General features: G+C 69.7%; 15 protein-coding genes. 11 read left to right on the plus strand and 4 right to left on the minus strand.

Annotated elements, in window-relative coordinates:
* Window positions 1-50: 50 nt before the first annotated feature.
* On the minus strand, window positions 51-872 hold the full coding sequence (locus LX88_RS10215) for an NAD(P)H-binding protein (protein WP_258947470.1): 822 nt from the start codon (window positions 870-872) through the stop codon (window positions 51-53).
* Window positions 873-928: 56 nt separating this feature from the next.
* Entirely contained in the window at window positions 929-1,558 is a 630-nt protein-coding gene (locus tag LX88_RS10220) for a TetR/AcrR family transcriptional regulator (RefSeq protein ID WP_258947471.1), read from the minus strand.
* 126 nt (window positions 1,559-1,684) lie between these two features.
* Here LX88_RS10220 and LX88_RS10225 point away from each other — a divergent pair, with 126 nt between their 5' ends.
* The 11 genes from LX88_RS10225 (at window position 1,685) to LX88_RS10275 (ending at window position 15,333) form a co-directional block, all read left to right on the plus strand.
* The gene (locus tag LX88_RS10225) at window positions 1,685-2,638 is read left to right on the plus strand and encodes an alpha/beta fold hydrolase (RefSeq protein WP_258947472.1); all 954 of its coding nucleotides are present in this window, start codon (window positions 1,685-1,687) and stop codon (window positions 2,636-2,638) included.
* A gap of 40 nt (window positions 2,639-2,678) precedes the next feature.
* On the plus strand, window positions 2,679-3,674 hold the full coding sequence (locus tag LX88_RS10230; protein WP_258947473.1) for a DUF3152 domain-containing protein: 996 nt from the start codon (window positions 2,679-2,681) through the stop codon (window positions 3,672-3,674).
* A gap of 79 nt (window positions 3,675-3,753) precedes the next feature.
* A complete protein-coding gene (gene moeZ, locus LX88_RS10235) occupies window positions 3,754-4,926 on the plus strand; it encodes an adenylyltransferase/sulfurtransferase MoeZ (RefSeq protein WP_065914603.1) in 1,173 nt (390 codons plus the stop codon).
* A gap of 133 nt (window positions 4,927-5,059) precedes the next feature.
* On the plus strand, window positions 5,060-5,857 hold the full coding sequence (locus LX88_RS10240; RefSeq protein ID WP_258947474.1) for a TIGR02569 family protein: 798 nt from the start codon (window positions 5,060-5,062) through the stop codon (window positions 5,855-5,857).
* Between the two features lie 105 nt (window positions 5,858-5,962).
* The gene (locus tag LX88_RS10245; RefSeq protein ID WP_258947662.1) at window positions 5,963-7,882 is read left to right on the plus strand and encodes a molybdopterin oxidoreductase family protein; all 1,920 of its coding nucleotides are present in this window, start codon (window positions 5,963-5,965) and stop codon (window positions 7,880-7,882) included.
* Window positions 7,879-9,324 (plus strand): FAD-dependent oxidoreductase, encoded by a 1,446-nt coding sequence (locus LX88_RS10250; RefSeq protein WP_258947475.1) that lies wholly within the window; start codon window positions 7,879-7,881, stop codon window positions 9,322-9,324. Before LX88_RS10245 ends, LX88_RS10250 begins: the two co-directional genes overlap by 4 nt.
* A 98-nt stretch (window positions 9,325-9,422) precedes the next feature.
* Window positions 9,423-10,724, plus strand: coding sequence for an MFS transporter (locus LX88_RS10255; protein ID WP_258947476.1), 1,302 nt, complete (start codon window positions 9,423-9,425; stop codon window positions 10,722-10,724).
* 112 nt (window positions 10,725-10,836) lie between these two features.
* Window positions 10,837-13,293: a nitrite reductase large subunit NirB gene (gene nirB / locus LX88_RS10260; protein WP_258947477.1), complete on the plus strand. Its 2,457-nt coding sequence runs from the start codon at window positions 10,837-10,839 to the stop codon at window positions 13,291-13,293.
* On the plus strand, window positions 13,290-13,601 hold the full coding sequence (nirD, locus tag LX88_RS10265; protein WP_258947478.1) for a nitrite reductase small subunit NirD: 312 nt from the start codon (window positions 13,290-13,292) through the stop codon (window positions 13,599-13,601). The genes nirB and nirD overlap by 4 nt, the downstream gene beginning before the upstream one ends.
* Window positions 13,598-14,689: a uroporphyrinogen-III synthase gene (locus tag LX88_RS10270; protein WP_258947479.1), complete on the plus strand. Its 1,092-nt coding sequence runs from the start codon at window positions 13,598-13,600 to the stop codon at window positions 14,687-14,689. Before nirD ends, LX88_RS10270 begins: the two co-directional genes overlap by 4 nt.
* Window positions 14,686-15,333 carry a sirohydrochlorin chelatase gene (locus LX88_RS10275; RefSeq protein WP_258947480.1) on the plus strand — a complete coding sequence of 216 codons (648 nt, stop codon included), beginning with the start codon at window positions 14,686-14,688 and terminating at the stop codon, window positions 15,331-15,333. The genes LX88_RS10270 and LX88_RS10275 overlap by 4 nt, the downstream gene beginning before the upstream one ends.
* A gap of 192 nt (window positions 15,334-15,525) precedes the next feature.
* Here the strand turns inward: LX88_RS10275 and LX88_RS10280 are convergent, their stop codons facing one another.
* On the minus strand, window positions 15,526-15,849 hold the full coding sequence (locus tag LX88_RS10280) for an MGMT family protein (protein ID WP_258947481.1): 324 nt from the start codon (window positions 15,847-15,849) through the stop codon (window positions 15,526-15,528).
* A 176-nt stretch (window positions 15,850-16,025) separates the two neighbouring features.
* Complete coding sequence (locus LX88_RS10285) at window positions 16,026-17,015, minus strand: alpha/beta hydrolase (protein WP_258947482.1); 990 nt, start codon at window positions 17,013-17,015, stop codon at window positions 16,026-16,028.
* Window positions 17,016-17,026 lie beyond the last annotated feature (11 nt).

The raw sequence follows: 17,026 nt of genomic DNA on the forward strand, positions 1-17,026 counted from the left end.
GAGGGGAGCTTTCATGAACCTGAGGTTTATGAAAGCTCCCCTCATCAGCCTCAGGCGAAGGCCTCCGCGTGGTCGGCGGCCCACTGCCGGAAGGTCCGCGGCGGCTGGCCGGTGATCTCCCCGACGGCCGGCAGAACCTTCGACTCGTCGAGCGTGCCGTCGACGTAGAAGCGGAAGAAGGCGTCGACGTACTCGGCGGGCATCGCCGCACTCATCTCGGTCCGCGCCTCGTCGTTCGCCTGCGGGCGCAGGACGAGGTCACGGCCGAGCACTTCGCCGAGCACCCGCAGCCGGTCGGCGGGCAGCAACGACTCCGGACCGCTGAGGTGGTGGATCTGTCCCTCGTGGGCGGACGTCAGCAGGGCCTGGACGGCGACCGCGGCGATGTCGCACGGATCGATGTTCGCGACGCGCACGTCCGCGAACGGCTCCCGCACCACGTCGCCCTCCCGCAACTGCGGAGCCCAGCGGAGCGTGTTCGACATGAACGCGCTCGGCCGCAGGAACGTCCACGGCACACCGGATTCCCGTGCCGCTGCCTCGGATTCGGCCATGTAACGGGAAACCGCGTTGTCCGGATCGCCGTCGCCGGCGGAACCACCGGACAGCAGCACGACCCGTGCCACCCTCGCCAGGCGCACCTGCTCGAGCAACTTCGGCATGTGCCGATAGCCGGGCAGGAGGAAGACCGCAGCGACCCCGTCGAGGGCGGGCTTGAGGCTTTCCGGTTCGTTCAGGTCGCCGGCGACGGTCTCCGCACCCGCCGGTGCCTCGCCTTTGCGTTGGAGCGCGCGCACCGGCTCACCGGCGGCGATGAGCGCTGCCACCACTTCCGCGCCGACGTTCCCCGTAGCACCGGTAACGAGAATCATGCTTCCCCCTCAGGCCGATGATCCAAGGGGGAGACGCTACTCATCGGTGTGGAACGTCAGTGCTGAAGCGGGAAACCGCCACCGATGCCGCGCCAGGCCAGGTTCGAGATCAGCGCCACGGCGTCTTCCTTGGGCACGCGGCGGTTGTCCGCGAGCCAGGACCGTGCCGTGACCTGGGACAGCCCGACCAGGCCGACGGCCAGCAGGCGTGCCCGCTCTTCGTCGAGGCCCGCGTCCGCGGTGATCGTGTCGGTGATCGCGTCCACGGAGTCGGTGGTCGCGCGTTCCACGGCCGACTGCACGGCGGGTTCGGAGCGCAGGTCGGACTCGAACACCATGCGGAACGCCTGGCCCTCGCCGTCCACGAAGTCGTAGAACGCGGCGACGGCGGCACGGACGCGGAGCTTGTTGTCCGTGGTGGAACCGATCGCGGTGCGCACGCGGCCGACCAGCTCGTCCACATGGGACTCGAGGAGTGCCATGTAGAGCTCGAGCTTGCCCGGGAAGTGTTGGTACAGCACCGGTTTGGACACGCCCGCGCGTTCGGCGATCTCGTCCATCGCCGCGGCGTGGTAGCCGTTGGTGACGAACACGTCCTGCGCCGCCGCCAGCAGTTGCGCACGGCGGGCGGTGCGCGGCAGTCGAACGCCCCGGCCCGCGGGTGCGCTCTGCGCCGTCTCCGTCATGGTGCCTCCAGCACGAGTGATCCGGCCGTCGGACAGGGGTTGCCAGACCGAGGCTGAGCGCAACCTTACTCGCTGGTAGCGGACTTCCGGGAACCATCTTGCCGTTCTTTCCCGCATCCTGGTCCGGTGAGCACCATCATTCCCGCCCCGTTGTCCACGGTCGCGCTGCCGCCGCTGGACAAGTCCCAGACGCCGTGGCCCGGTGAGTTCCAGCAGGTAGACGGCCACGAGGTGCACGTGAGGGTCACTCCAGGCGACGGGCCGCCGGCCGTGTACGTGCACGGGCTTGGCGGGTCCGCGACGAACTGGACAGATCTCGCGGCGCAGCTGAAGGACCACGTCAGCGGCTACTCGATCGACCTGCCCGGGTTCGGCCGCTCGGAGCCGATTCCCGGCTACGACTTCAGTCTCGCCACGCACGCGCGCACGGTGATCAAGTACCTGGAAACGCTCTCACAGCCGGTGCACCTGCTCGGCAACTCCATGGGTGGCGCGATCTCCGTCATGGTGGCCGCGAGCAGGCCGGATCTCGTGCGGACGCTGACGTTGGTCTCGCCGGCCGTGCCCGACCTCAGGCCGCGCCTCGACCGCATGTCCGATCCGCGGATGGCGCTCGCCGTCCTGCCGATCGTCGGCGCCAAGGTGCGCCGTGAGCTCGCGAAGCTGTCCGCGCACCAGCGCACCAGGCAGATGCTGGAGCTGTGCTTCGCCGACCCGAGCGTGGTGCCCGACCACCGCATCGAGGAGTCGATCAAGGAGAACGAGGAGCGCGCCCGGCAGAAGTGGGCGGGGCAGGCGCTCAACCGCAGCACGTTCGGCCTGATGCAGAGCTGGCTCACGCCGGGACCGAAGTCACTGTGGCGGCTGCTGCCGCTGGTCAAGGTGCCGACGCTGGTGCTCTGGGGCGAGAACGACCGGCTCGTCAGCGTGCGGAAGGGCCCGCGGACGGCGCGGTCGCTGCCGCAGGGACGACTGCTGGTGCTCCCCAAGACCGGCCACGTCGCCCAGATGGAGCGGCCCGCCACCGTGGCGAGGGCCGTGCTGGGCATGTGGGAGGCGGTCGACCGGCGCTCATGGTGACGAACGACGGCCATACGGGGGGTGTGGGACCCTGGAGCACGTGAATCGCGCCCCCGAGCGAGGACGTACTGCTCCGCCCGCTGACCGCTACCGTCGCGGCGAGCGCCGGACCAGCGCGGAACCGCTCGCGGCCGCCTGGGAGCCGGACGGCACGCAGGCGATGCGCCGGCCGCCCAAGCGTCGTGGCGTCAAGAAGCTCGTCGCGAACTACGGCTGGCGGATCTACGCGATCCCGGTCCTGCTCGTGCTGACGGCTCTTGTGGTGCTCGACACGGTGCAGCCGAAGACGCCCGCGACCGGCGACGGAGGCAGCACGAACGCCGCCGAGACGCCCGTGGGCACGCCGGAGCCGCCCGCCTCCGAGCTGCCGGCCAAGAAACCCGACCTGAAGATCCCGACCGCCGAGTTGCCGGCCGGTCCGGACTTCTCGCAGGACGGCGTCGGCACGTTCAAGGTGATCGCCGGCAGCGGCCCGCGCATCGGAGAGGCCGGCGCGCCGAAGTTCCGCAAGTACGCCATCGCCGTCGAGGACGGTGTGAAGCCCGCCGACTTCAACGACGACCCGGCCGCGTTCGCGCGCACGATCGACGGAATCCTCTCCGACCCGCGCAGCTGGATCGGCACCAAGCAGGTCGCGCTGCAGCGCGTCGAGGCGAACCAGAACCCGGACTTCTTCGTGACGCTGACCACGACGAAGACGACCCACACGCTGTGCGGCAAGGAGATCCCGTTCGAGACCTCCTGCTGGAACCCCGGCACCAAGCGCGTGATCATCAACGTCGCCCGCTGGGTGCGCGGCGCCATGGTCTACGGCCCTGACCTGGCCGGATACCGCACGTACGTGATCAACCACGAGGTCGGTCACGCTCTGGGCAGCGGCCACGCGGCCTGCGCGGAGAACGGCGCGCCCGCCCCCGTGATGATGCAGCAGACGTTCGGAGTCTCGAACGACTTCGTCTCGCAGCTCAACGCGGGCCAGGACGTGGTGCCGGCCGACGGCAAGGTGTGCACGCCGAACGCGTTTCCCGCAGGCTGAGACGACTTTCCAACGGGGAAGAGTCGAGGCAGGGTAGACGTTGTCTCGGACACGGAGACATTCGTCGAGGAGGACCAGCATGGCGCTTCCGCCGCTCGTTGAGCCAGCCGCGGAGCTGACCAAGGAAGAAGTCGCGCGCTACAGCCGCCACTTGATCATCCCGGACGTCGGGGTGGACGGGCAGAAGCGGCTGAAGAACGCGAAGGTGCTCGTCGTCGGCGCGGGCGGCCTCGGCAGCCCGGCACTGCTGTACCTGGCCGCGGCCGGGGTCGGCACGCTCGGCGTCGTCGACTTCGACGTCGTGGACGAGTCCAACCTGCAACGCCAGGTGATCCACGGCCAGTCCGACGTCGGCCGCCCGAAGGCGGAGTCGGCGCGCGACTCGGTCGCCGAGATCAACCCGTTCGTCAAGGTGGTCCTGCACCAGACGCACCTCAACTCAGAGAACGCGCTGGAGATCTTCCGCGACTACGACCTGATCCTCGACGGCACCGACAACTTCGCCACCAGGTACCTGGTGAACGACGCCGCGGTGCTGCTGGGCAAGCCGTACGTGTGGGGTTCGATCTTCCGGTTCGAGGGCCAGGTCAGCGTCTTCTGGGAGGACGCCCCGAACGGCCAGGGCCTCAACTACCGCGACCTCTACCCGGAGCCGCCGCCTCCCGGCATGGTCCCGTCGTGCGCCGAGGGCGGCGTGCTGGGCGTGCTGTGCGCGTCGATCGGCTCGATCATGGTGACCGAGGCGATCAAGCTGCTCACGGGCATCGGCGACCCGCTGCTGGGCCGCCTGATGGTCTACGACGCGCTGGAGATGTCCTACCGGACCATCAAGATCCGCAAGGACCCGGAGTCGCCGAAGATCACCGAGCTGATCGACTACGAGGCGTTCTGCGGTGTCGTGTCCACGGACGCGCAGCAGGCGGCCGCGGGCAACACGATCACGCCGCTCGAGCTCAAGCACAAGCAGGAGTCCGGCGAGGACTTCCTGCTGGTGGACGTGCGCGAGCCGCACGAGTACGAGATCGTCAAGATCCCGGGCTCGGTGCTGATCCCCAAGGACAAGATCCTGTCCGGGGAGGCGTTCTCGGAGCTGCCGCAGGACAAGCCGCTGGTGCTGCACTGCAAGTCCGGCGCCCGTTCCGCGGAGGCGCTCGCGGCGCTGCACAAGGCGGGCTTCAAGGACGCCGTGCACGTCGGTGGCGGCGTGCTGGCGTGGGCCCGCGAGGTCGACCCCAGCCTGCCGACGTACTAACGGTGACGGGTGCTTTTGGGTGCGCGAGCGCCCGAAAGCACCCACCAGCCGTTCGGCTTTTCGGGTGGCGGCGCGAATCGTGGTGTGCTGCCTTCCACCACCCGGACGGTCTAAGCAGGTAGCGTGCCCTTCCGTGACCAGGTCCCCCGAGCCGCCCCCAGCGCACGTGCGTGCGGCGTTCGGGGCACGTGACGCCGAGCCAGAGCTGATCGACGGCGGCCCCGCCTGGCGTTGTGGCGACGCCACGATCAGACCGTCGCCCAGGCCCGCCGAGGCCACCTGGATCGCCAAGACCCTCGACGGTCTCGACGTCCACCACCTCCGCATCGGCAGACCGTTGCGGTCCACGGACGGCAGGTACGTCGTCGGCGGCTGGTCCGCCACCAAGTTCCTGGCCGGCCGGGCCGAGGCGCGGCACGACGAGGTCATCGCCGTCGCCCAGCGCCTGCACCAGGCCACCGCCGAGCTGCCCAAGCCCCGGTTCCTGGAGGCGCGCACGGACGTGTTCGCCGTCGCGGACCGCAAGGCGTGGGGCGAGGAGGACGTGCCGCTCGAGGCCGACCTCGGCGGCAGGCTGTTCGACCTGATCGAGGAAGCTCAGAAGCCGATCAACCTCAAGCCGCAGGTCGTGCACGGTGACCTGTTCGGCAACGTGCTGTTCGCGGGCAACGCGCCGCCGGCCGTCATCGACTTCACCGCCTACTGGCGTCCCGCCGAGTGGGCTGCCGCCGTGGTCGCGGTGGACGCCGTCGCGTGGGGTGGCGCGGACTCCGGGCTGCTGCACCGGTGGAGCCACCAGGCGGAGTGGGAGCAGGCACTGGTGCGCGCGACGCTGTTCCGGCTGGCCGTGCACGCGCTGCACCCGTTGTCAACGCCACAGTCCTTTGCGGGCTTGGAACGAGCTGCTCACCACGTCACCGCACTGCTCTGAGCGGGCCATTTTCCACGTCAGAAACATTCCGGCGCGCGGCGTTAACGGGAGCTTCTTAGCGTCAGGGGCGTGACCCATTGCCCCTACTGCGCGCTGCAGTGCTCCATGAGCGTCATCGACGGCCAGGTGACACCTGGTCCCGGTGGGCTGTGCCAGAAGGGCTGGACGGCAGGGGAGCTGCTGCGCCATCCCGGCCGCCTCACCACGCCCCTCCTGCACGGCCGGCCGGTGTCGTGGGACGAGGCACTGGACTTCGTGGCCGCCCGGATCACCTCCTACGAGCCCGACGAGGTCGCCGTGTTCGGCGGCGGCGGGCTGACGAACGAGAAGGCCTACGCGCTCGGCAAGTTCGCGCGCGTCGCGTTGAAGACCTCGCAGATCGACTACAACGGCCGGTTCTGCATGTCGTCGGCCGCCGCCGCGGGCAACAGGGCGTTCGGACTGGACCGCGGGCTGCCGTTCCCCCTGACGGACCTCCGCGGCGCCGACACCGTGCTGCTGGCGGGCTCGAACCCGGCCGAGACGATGCCGCCGTTCCTGCGGCACCTCGAAGGCCCGCGGCTGATCGTCATCGACCCGCGGCGCACGCCGACCGCCGAGCGCGCGACGCTGCACCTGCAGCCCGCGCCGGGCACGGACCTGGCGCTGGCACTGGGGTTGCTGCACACCGCGGTCATCGAGGGCGTGATCGACAAGGAGTACATCACCTCGCGGACCTCGGGTTTCGACGACGCGTGGCGGGTGGCGGCGGGGTGGTGGCCGGAGCGGGCCGAACGCGTCACGGGGGTGTCCGCCGCCGATCAGCGCGCTGCCGTGCACATGCTGGCCGGGCGGTCGTACGTGCTGACCGGGCGCGGTTCCGAGCAGCACGCGTCCGGCACGGACACCGTCTCGGCGTGGATCAACCTGTCCCTGGCACTGGGTCTGCCGGGTCGCGCCGGTTCGGGGTACGGCTGCCTGACCGGGCAGGGCAACGGCCAGGGCGGCCGTGAGCACGGGCAGAAGGCCGACCAGCTGCCGGGATACCGCAAGATCGACGATCCCGCCGCGCGGCGGCACGTGATGGACGTCTGGGGCGTCGACTGGCTGCCCGGACCGGGGCGCAGCGCGTACGAGCTGCTGGTCGCGGACGACATCAAGGCGATGCTGGTGTTCGGCAGCAATCCGGTGGTGTCGGCGCCGCGGGCGTCCGGTGTCGTCGACCGGTTCAAGGCGCTGGACCTGCTGGTGGTGGCGGACTTCGTGATGTCGGAGACCGCCGCGATGGCCGACGTCGTGTTCCCGGTGACGCAGTGGGCCGAGGAAGACGGCACGATGACCAACCTCGAAGGCCGGATCATCAGGCGCCGCAAGGCACTCGACGCCCCGGCCGGGGTGCGCAGCGACCTGGAGCTGGTGCAGGGCCTCGCCTCGCGGCTCGGCGTCGGCGAGAAGTTCCCGGTGGAGCCGGTAGAGGTCTTCGAGGAACTGCGGCGCGCGTCGGCCGGCGGCCCCTCCGACTACTCCGGCATCACCTACGAGCGGCTGGAGTCCGAGCAGCTGCACTGGCCGGTGCCGTCGGTGGACCACCCCGGCACGCCGAGGCTCTTCCTCGACCGGTTCGCGCACCCCGACGGCCTCGCGCGGTTCATCCCGGTCGACCACCGCGGCCCCGCCGAGCCTCCGGACGACGAGTTCCCGTTGCAGGCCACCACCGGCCGCGTCCTGCAGCACTACCAGTCGGGAGCGCAGACGCGGCGGATCGGCGAGCTGATGAAGGCCGTTCCCGAGATGTACGTGGAGATCCACCCGGACACGGCCGCGCGGGCCGGCCTCGCTTCCGGCGAGTCGGCGCACGTCGTGTCCAGACGGGGAACGGTGACGGCGGTCGTGCGGTGCGTGCCGAGCATGCGCGTCGACGCGGTGTTCCTGCCGTTCCACTTCCCCGGTGACGGGCGGGCGAACCTGCTCACCAACCCCGCGCTCGATCCCACGAGCCGGATGCCCGAGTTCAAGGTCTGCGCGGTTCGATTGGAGCGGGCATGAGACGAGTCGTGATCGTCGGGTACGGCATGGCAGGGGCTCGGCTGGCGGACGAACTGCGCCGGCGTGACGCCGACATCTCCATCACGGTCGTGGGTGCGGAACCGCACGCCGCGTACAACCGCGTGCTGCTGTCGACGGTGGTGGCGGGCACGATGACGCCGGAGTCGACGCGGCTGCACGACGACAGGTGGGCGGAGGAGCACCGCGTCGACCTGCGGCTGGGCTGGGAGGTCCTCGAGGTGGACCGCGCCGCGCGCACCGTGGTGGCCGGCAGGGCAGGTGATCCGGAGCCCGAGTCCGTTCCCTACGACGCCCTCGTCCTGGCCACCGGCAGCGTCCCCTGGGTGCCGCCGGCCGAAGGCCTCACCGAGGACGGCAGGCTCGCCCCCGGTGTCGTCGCCTTCCGCACCCTCGACGACTGCGCCCAGATCGAGGCCAAGGCCGGCAAGGGCATGCCCGTCGCCGTCCTCGGCGGTGGCCTGCTCGGCATCGAGGCCGCCCGTGGCCTGGCCGGACGCGGCTGCCTGGTCACCGTCGTCCACCCCGTCGGCCACCTCATGGAACGTCAGCTCGACCCCGGTGCCGGCGGTGTGCTGGCCCGCACGCTCGGCAAGCTCGGCATCGAGTTCCGCCTGAACTCGATGGCCACCAAGTACCTGCCCGGTGACGGCCTGATCCTCGACGACGGCACGCACGTCCCCGCCGAGCTCGTCGTGGTCTCCGCCGGTGTGCGCGCCGAGACGTCGCTGGCGGTGCGGGCGGGCCTGACCGTCGACCGCGGCATCGTCGTGGACGACGCGCTGCGCACCAGCGACCCGCGCGTCCACGCGATCGGCGACTGCGCCCAGCACCCCGGCACGGTGTCGGGCCTGGTGCAGCCCGCGTGGGACCAAGCCGCCGTGCTCGCGGACCGCCTGACCGGCGCGGACCCGGCCGCCCGCTACCGGGGCACGTCCGTCGTCACGCGGTTGAAGGCGCGCGACGTCGACCTCGCGGCACTGGGTGACGTGCACACCGATGTGGACTGCCCGGACTCGGAAGTCCTGTGCTTCCAGGAACCTTCGCGCGGCCGGTACGCCAAGCTCGTGCTGCGCGACGACCGGGTGACGGGCGCGATCGTGCTGGGCGCGCCCGACGCGGCGGCCACGATCACCCAGCTCTACGACCGCGGCATCCCCGCGCCGACCGACCGCCTGGCGTTGCTGCTCGGACGTGCGCTGCCCGCCGAGGCCGCGTCCCCCGCCGATCTGCCGTCCAGCGCGGTGATCTGCCGGTGCAACACCGTCTCCAAGGGACAGATCGTGTCGGCCTGGCGTGCGGGCGCGGAGTCGTTGCCGCAGCTCGCGGAGGCCACCCGCGCGACCACGGGCTGTGGTGGCTGCAAGGACGCAGTGTGCGGGTTGCTCGACTGGCTCGGAGCCTCACAGCCCGCCCCGGCGTGATGTGCGGCGGAGTTGCCTCCGCCGTCACCGCCCAGAACGCCTCGGTAATGCGCGCTTCCTAGTTTTTGCGGCAACGCCGACCCCGCGGAGGACTTCAAATGAGCTGGATCGACCACTGGGAGCCGGAGAAGCCCGAGTTCTGGGAGAACAAGGGCAAGCGGATCGCCCGCAAGAACCTCGTGTTCTCCATCCTCGCGGAGAACCTCGGTTTCAGCGTCTGGGTGCTGATGAGCATCGTCGTCGTCAGCCTCGGCTCCGTCGGCTTCGACTTCAGCGTCGGCCAGCAGTTCTGGCTGCTGATCGTGCCGAACCTGGTCGGTGCCGCGCTGCGGGTGCCGTACACGTTCGCGGTGCCGCGCTTCGGCGGCCGGCTGTGGACGACGATCAGCGCCGGGTTGCTGCTCATCCCGTGCACGATGCTCGCCTACGCGGTCTCGACGCCGGGCACGCCCTACTGGTTCTTCCTGCTGACCTCGGCCGCGATGGGCCTCGGTGGCGGCAACTTCTCGTCGTCGATGGCGAACATCTCGTTCTTCTACCCCGAGGGCAAGAAGGGCCTGGCGCTCGGCCTGAACGCGGCCGGCGGCAACCTCGGTGTCGCGATCACGCAGCTCCTCGTGCCGATCGTGATCACCATCGGCACCGGGATCCACCTCGCCTACGCGGCGCTGATCTGGATGCCGTTCATCGTCCTCGCCACGGCCTGCGCGTGGTTCTTCATGGACAGCCTCACCCAGGCCAAGCCGGACGGGCAGTCGTACAAGCTCGCGCTGTCGAACCGGCACACGTGGGTGATGTCCTTCCTGTACATCGGCACGTTCGGCTCGTTCATCGGGTTCTCGTTCGCGTTCCCGTCGCTGATCAAGATCAGTTTCGTGGACTACAAGGGCTGGGTGGCGCTCGCGTTCCTCGGCGCGCTGATCGGCTCGGTGGCCCGCCCGTTCGGTGGCTGGCTCGCCGACCGGATCGGTGGCGCCAAGGTGACGCTGGGCACGTTCGTCGGCCTCGCCATCGGCTCCGTCGGCGTGATCGTCAGCGTCGACTCGCGGAACTTCGCGCTGTTCTTCGGCTCGTTCATCGCGTTGTTCGTACTGGCGGGCGTGGGCAACGGCTCCACGTACCGGATGATCCCGGCGATCTTCCGCACCCAGTCCGACGACGACAAGTCCGCGAAGCGCCAGGCCGCCGCCGTCGTCGGCATCGCGGGTGCGATCGGCGCCGCCGGTGGTGTGCTGGTGAACCTGGTCTTCAAGTTCTCGCTCGAGGGATCGAAGACCCTGACGCCCGCGCTGACCGCGTTCCTGGTCTTCTACGGGCTCTGCGTGGGCACCACCTGGTGGTTCTACCTGCGGCGCAACGTGTTCGCGGCGCGTCCGTCGCTCGCCTACGCGGGCGTGTGACGCACAACTCCCTGAACTGCGGAGAGAGTTTCCTTTAACACCCGCGAAATACCGCGGACCTTGGGATGACACGCCGCCCGGTGAGCATACCGGGCGGAAGGAGGAATGCCCGATGACCCAGACTCTGGTCGTAGTTGGCAACGGCATGGTCGGCCACCGGCTCGTCGAGATCCTTCGTGGCTCGTCCTGGCGGATCGTGGTGTTCGGGGAGGAGTCCCGCCCCGCCTACGACCGCGTCGCGCTGTCGTCCTACGTGGACAGCTGGACCTTCGCGGACCTGGAGCTGCCCGCGCTGGACGGCTGCGAGCTCCGGCTCGGCGAGAAGGCCGTGTCCGTGGACCGCGCCCGCAAGGTCGTGGTGGGTTCCTCGGGTGTCGAGATTTCCTACGACGCTCTCGTGCTGGCCACCGGCTCGGTGCCGTTCGTACCGCCGGTGCCCGGTCGTGACCTGCCCGGATGCCACGTCTACCGCACGGTCGACGACCTGGACGAGATCCGGGCGACGGTCGAGGCGGCCGACCGGCCCGGCCGGCGTTCCGGCATGGTGCTCGGCGGTGGCCTGCTCGGCCTGGAGGCCGCCAACGCGTTGCGCGGCATGGGGGTCTCGCCGCACGTCGTGGAACTGGCGCCGCGGCTGATGCCGATCCAGGTCGACGACGGTGGTGCCGGGCTGTTGAAGCGGCTGGTCGAGAAGCTCGACCTGACCGTGCACACCGGGACGTCCGCCTCCTCCATCGAACGCGACGGCTCGCGGTTGATCGCGAAGCTCGCCAGCGGACTCGAGCTCGACCTGGACGTCGTGGTGTTCAGCGCCGGCATCCGGCCGCGCACCGACCTCGACCTGGGGCTGGAGCTCGGGCCGCGCGGCGGTTACCTGGTCGACGCGGCCTGCCGCACCTCCGACCCGCACGTGTTCGCGATCGGCGAGTGCGCCGCGGTCGAGGGGGTCACGTACGGGCTGGTGGCCCCCGGTTACTCGATGGCCGAGGTGGTCGCCGACCAGCTCTCCGGTGGCGCTCGGGTGTTCCCCGGTGCCGACGTGTCCACGAAGCTGAAGCTGCTCGGGGTGGACGTGGCGTCGTTCGGCGACGCGCACGCCCAGACCGAGGGCGCGCTGGAAGTCGTGGTGAACAACGCCGTCGCGGGCACCTACAGCAAGCTCGTGGTGTCGGACGACGCCCGCATCCTGCTGGGTGGCGTGCTCGTCGGTGACGCCTCGTCGTACCTGTCGCTGCGGCCGTTGGTGGGCAAGGAGGTTCCGGCCGCGCTGTTGCAGCCGGGCGGGGCCGTGGACGTGGAGATGCCTGCCGACGCGCAGGTCTGCTCCTGCTACGCGGTGACCAAGCAGACGATCACCGACGCGATCCAGCACGGCGTGGCGTGCGACGTGGCCGAGCTGAAGGCGTGCACCAAGGCCGGTACCGGCTGCGGCTCGTGCGTGCCGATGCTGAAGAAGCTGCTGACGGAGTGCGGTGTCGAGCAGTCCAAGGCGCTGTGCGAGCACTTCACGTACTCCCGCGCGGAGCTGTTCGAGATCGTCCAGGCGACGCAGGTGACGACGTTCTCGGCGCTGATCGAGAAGCACGGCACCGGACGTGGCTGCGACATCTGCAAGCCCGCGGTGGCCTCGATCCTCGCGTCGCTGGGCAACGGTCACATCCTGGGCGAGACGCAGGTCTCGTTGCAGGACACCAACGACAGGTTCCTGGCGAACCTGCAGCGCAACGGCACCTACTCGGTCGTGCCGCGCATCCCCGGCGGTGAGATCACGCCGGAGAAGCTGATCGTCATCGGCGAGGTGGCCCGCGACTACGGCCTGTACACGAAGATCACCGGCGGCCAGCGCATCGACCTGTTCGGCGCCACCGTCGACCAGCTGCCGGAGATCTGGCGCCGGCTGGTCGACGCGGGCTTCGAGTCCGGGCACGCGTACGGCAAGTCGTTGCGCACGGTGAAGTCCTGCGTCGGCACGACGTGGTGCCGTTACGGCGTGCAGGACTCCGTCGGCCTCGCCATCGAGCTGGAGCTGCGCTACCGGGGCCTGCGGTCGCCGCACAAGCTCAAGTCGGCCGTCTCCGGCTGTGCCCGTGAGTGCGCCGAGGCGCGCAGCAAGGACTTCGGCATCATCGCCACGGAGAACGGCTGGAACCTCTACGTGGCGGGCAACGGCGGCTTCACGCCCCGGCATGCCGACCTGCTCGTGTCCGATGTGGACACGGCCGAGCTGATCCGGATCATCGACCGGTTCCTGATGTTCTACATCCGCACGGCCGACCGGTTGCAGCGCACCGCGGCGTGGCTGGAAGGGCTCGACGGCGGGCTCGACCACCTGCGCGAGGTCGTCGTCGAAGACAAGCTCGGCATCTGCGCCGAACTGGAGACCGCGATGGAGTCGCACGTCTCCGACTACGCCGACGAATGGCGCGGAGTGCTGGAGGACCCGGAGAAGCTGGCGAGGTTCACGTCGTTCGTGAACGCGCCGGGCGTCCCCGACCCCACGATCTCGTTCCGCGCTGAACGCGGTCAGCGCGTCCCCGTTTCCCTGGGCATCCCGGAGGTCGTCAGATGATCGTCTGTGACTTTGACGTGTTGAAGCCGGAACAGGGTGTCGCCGCGTTGCGGCCCGACGGCTCGCAGGTGGCGGTGTTCCTGACCGCGGACGGCACGGTGCACGCGCTCGACAACATCGACCCGTTCAGCGGGGCCGCGGTGCTGTCGCGCGGCATCGTGGGCGACCGCGGCGGCGTGCCCGTCGTGGTGTCGCCGGTCTACAAGCAGGCGTTCGAGCTGGCGACCGGCAAGTGCCTGGACGAACCATCTGTCTCCGTTGCGGTGCATCAAGTGCGCGTGCGTGACGGTGTTGTGGAGCTGACATGACGGGTCCGCTGGCGGGCTTCACGATCGGCGTCACCGCGGCCCGCCGGGCCGACGAGCTCATCGCGATGCTGGAACGCAAGGGCGCCTCGGTGCTGCACGGCCCGGCGTTGCGGATCGTGCCGCTGCCCGACGACGCGACCCTGCACGCCGCCACGCTGGAACTCGTGTCGTCACCCGTGGACGTCGTCGTCGCGACCACCGCGATCGGCTTCCGCGGGTGGTTCGAGGCAGCCGAGGGATGGGGGCTCGCCGGGCGCCTGCACCGGGCCTTGGAAGGCGCCGTGGTCCTGCCGCGCGGCCCGAAGGCCAAGGGTGCGGTCCGCGCGGCCGGGTTGGTCGAGGCCTGGTCGCCTTCGTCCGAGTCGAACGCCGAGCTGCTGCAGTACCTGCTGCGGATGGGCGTGTCGGGCAAGCGAGTGGCCGTTCAGCTGCACGGTGAGCCGTTGTCCGACTTCGTGAACACACTGGAAGCCGCCGGGGCTCTCGTCGTACAGATTCCCGTTTACCGGTGGGAGCCGCCGGCCGATCTGGGGCCCTTGCAGCGGTTGATCGACGCTGTCCTGGCCGGGCAGGTGGACGCCTTGACGTTCACCTCGGCGCCTGCGGCTTCTTCTGTGCTGCGCACGGCTCCGGACTTCGGGGCTTTGGTTTCCTGTTTGCGGCGCGATGTTCTTGTTGTCGGCGTTGGCGCGATCACCGCCGGGCCGTTGGTGGCCGCCGGGATTCCCGTCGTGCAGCCTGCCCGGTCGCGGATCGGGTCGATGGTGCGCGAGTTGGCGCTGGAGCTGCCTTCGCGGGCGTTGCGGTTGCGGATCGCTTCTCGTGACATGGAGATGCGTGCTCAGGCCGTGGTGATCGACGGGGAGCTGCGGCCTGTCGCGCCTGCCCCGATGGCCGTGTTGCGGACGTTGGTGGCCGCTCGTGGCCGGGTGGTGTCGCGTCAGGACCTGTTGGCTGCCTTGCCTTCCGGTGGCGAGGAGCATGCCGTCGAGACGGCGATCGGGCGGTTGCGGACCGCTTTGGGGTCGCCGCAGATGGTGTGCACGGTCGTGAAGCGTGGTTATCGGCTAGCGATGGAGCCTGCATGAAACTGGTGTTGGCGTTCCACGGGACGCGTGATCCGCGTGGGGCTGCGGTGTGTTCGGAGATCGCCGCTGCTGTTCAGGAGTCGGTGGACCTGCCTGTCGAGGTCGCGTACGCCGATGTGCGGCAGCCGGACGTCCGGTCCGTTGTGGATGGTCCCTGTGTCGTGGTGCCGGTGTTCCTGGCTGCCGGGTATCACGTCCGGGTCGACATTCCCGAGCAGATCGGGCCTCGGGCCGATGTGGTGCTGACGTCGCCCGTGGGGTTGGACGCGGTGCCGGCGGTCCGGGATCGGTTGCGGGAGGCAGGTTTCCGCCGCGGCGACGCAGTTGTGCTCGCCGCGGCGGGTTCGTCTGATGCTCGGGCTTTGGCCACTGTTCGGCAGGCTGCGGCTTTGCTGGGGGCGGCTGGGGCCGGGTATGTGGCTACCGCTACGCCTCGAGTGGGGGATGTGGTGGCTGGGTTGCGCGGGTCTGGGCGCCGGGTTGCCGTTGCTTCTTGGTTGCTGGCGCCTGGGGTGTTTCACGGGTCGCTTGCGGGGTGTGGGGCGGATGTCGTGGCTGAGCCGATTGGGGCTCATCCGCTGGTGGTGGATGTGGTTTTGCGGAAGTACTACGAGGCTCGGGCTGTGTTGTTGCGATCTGCTTGAGGGGTCGCGCCCTGACGATCAGTCACCTTGCGAGGGTGGTCCATCAGGGCGTTCACACGGCTCGCTTCGCATCGCCACGCCAGGGTTCGTACGTGGTCGCCTTGCGTGGGCGGGCGTCTGGTGGCACCGCGCGCGGCGGGTTGCGGTGGCCGGGTCCTGTTCCAGTGGAGGTGTCACCTGCCGTACTGGGCGTCACCAGAGGCCGGGTACCTCGTCCGCCTCCTTGCGGGCGTCCTCCCACCGGTACTCCCGCAGGTTCACCTTGCCGTCGAGGTTCGGCACCCCCTCCTCGTGCAGCATCTGCAGCTGGGTCTCGCGCAGGTGCTGGGCGCAGGTGCCGTCGGCCTTGAGGACCCGTTGCCACGGCAGGTCGTTGCCGTCCTCGTTGAGGATGCGGCCGACCAGCCGTGGCGACGGGGCCTTGGCGAGATCTGCGATGTCGCCGTAGGTGGCGACTCGTCCGCGGGGGATGGCCTTGATGAAGTCGCGGACTCGCTCGTGGATCTCTTCGTCCATGCGCCGAGTCTAGTGGTGTGGCTCGGATGGTCGGCTGGGTAATTCACGCTCAGCGGGGCGCCTCGCGGCACCGCCCCCACGCCCCCGTACATCCAGTACGAGGACGTGGGGGCGGCACCACGATGCACCCGTCTGACCGCGAATTCGCCCGGCGACCTTCCGGGCCACACCACTGGCTAGATGCCCTTGGACCACTGGGCGACGGCGGCGTGGTAGTCGGGGGCGTTCGGGGCGTAGTTGATGGAGTGGCCGTAGCCGTTGAGGACGTAGGTGTCGAGGCGCGGGGCCGCTGGGAAGAACGGGGCCTCGTCCGCCTTGAGGGCGGCGGCGGAGGAGCAGTCGCTGCCCATCAGCGGGATGCCGGAGCTGCAGAAGTGGGTGTCGTTGCCCACGACGATGAGGACCGGGACGTTGATCCTGCGCGAGATCGGGATGATCACCGTGTTGAGCAGGATGGTGTCCACGGCCTCGGTCGCGGAGAAGACGTCCTTGGTGGCCTCGTCGAACGAGATCGAGCCCGGGATCAGCGGGCCCGGTTTGTGGAACGAGTTGTAGCGGGTGTTCGGCATCGTGGTGAGGTAGCCGAGGTCCAGGCCAGCCGGGATCATGTTGGCGAGCACGGGGACGACGGTTATGTAGTTCATCTTGTGCGTGAAGCCCGTGACCAGGACGCCGTCCACGTCGCGGTGGGTGCCTGCCTCGATCATCGCCATCGCGGAGCCGATGGAGTGGCCCGCGACGATCACCTTGGTGAAGCGGGGTTTCAGGGTCGTGATGACCTGGTGGACGGCGCTGGCCTGGGTCGAGGCCGTGATCAGGGCGCTCAGCGGCTTGGAGCTCTTGCCGGTGCCCAGGCGGTCCAGCGCGAGGGTGGCGAAACCCGCGTTGTTCTGGGAGCGGGTGAACGAGTGGGTCGACGGCTCGAAGCCGACGTCCCAGTACGTCCTGTCGTAGGTGCCGCCCGGGATCAGGACCTGCACGGTCGTCGCGCCCGCGGGGACGCACAGCCTGCCTGCCACGGTCTCCTGCGAGGTGACCAGCGGCGTCAGGCCGATGCGCACGGGGTAGGTGACGTCCTGGCACACCGTGGCGGCGGAGGCCGGCGGCGGGGCTAACAGGGTTCCGGTGGCGAGCAGCGCGATGGCGCACAGCCGGCGGAAACGCATGGGGGAACTAC

It is taken from the genome of Lentzea californiensis, assembly GCF_024648825.1.
GTDB classification, from domain to species: Bacteria; Actinomycetota; Actinomycetes; order Mycobacteriales; family Pseudonocardiaceae; genus Lentzea; species Lentzea californiensis.